General features: G+C 67.5%; 1 protein-coding gene. It reads right to left on the bottom strand.

Annotated features, from left to right (window positions below; genetic code table 11):
* A partial coding sequence (locus BZY54_RS05395) for a glycoside hydrolase family 18 protein (RefSeq protein ID WP_086723384.1) occupies positions 1-797 on the bottom strand: 797 nt, incomplete at both ends.

Raw genomic sequence — 797 nt, 5'->3', positions numbered from 1 at the left:
GTGTCGGCGTGGGGGAGGTGGGCGGGGTCACCCCGGCGAACTTCACCGAGTACTTGGCGAAGTCCCAGGAGTTCTGCGCAACACTGGAGCAGGTGCCGGAGGTACGGCCGCCGTTGTCGGGCGGCGAGCACTGGCGGTCGCGGTTGAGGGACCAGAACGTGAAGCGGTCCATGTTGTGGCTGGTGGCGTAGTCGAGCACGGTCTGGAAGTCGGCCTGGGTGAACATCTCGCCCGTGTCGCTGCGGCCGTTCATGCCGGAGAAGCCCTCGTGGGCGTAGGCGGTCGCCTGGTCCCAGCCGAACGTGGACTGCAGGATCTGGTTGAAGTTGGTCAGCGCGCTGGTCTGGGAGGCGGCGCCGTTGAAGCCGCCGTCGAACGGCATGATGGAGAAGTTGTTCGGGGTGAACCCCTGCGACTTCGCCTCCAGCAGCATCTGCTTGCCGAACCACCCGGTGCCGTCCGCCGTGCCGGCGGTGGTGACGGAGACGTAGAGGCCGGGGTTGTTCTGCTGAAGGATCCTGGCGGCGCCGATCTCGTTCTTGATGGCCGCGGTGTTCTCGTACTCCGGCTCCTCCAGGTCGAAGTCGATGGCGTGGAGCCCGTACTTCGTGATGACCTGCTGGTAGGCGGCGGCCGTGGAGGCCGCGTCCGAACACGCCTGGCCGAGTTTGGTGCCGCCGTACCCGCCGATGGAGACGGAGACGTCTCCGCCCTTGGCACGGATGGTGTCGATCACCGACTTCACCGCGGTGTCCGAGGAGACCGCCGCCGTGCCGCCCCACGTGGGGGAGCAGCCG

Source organism: Streptomyces carpinensis (genome assembly GCF_002154505.1).
Taxonomy (GTDB): Bacteria; Actinomycetota; Actinomycetes; order Streptomycetales; family Streptomycetaceae; genus Streptomyces; species Streptomyces carpinensis.
The sequence above is the reverse complement of the archived record's forward strand: the minus strand, read 5'-3'. Positions and strand labels throughout refer to the sequence as shown.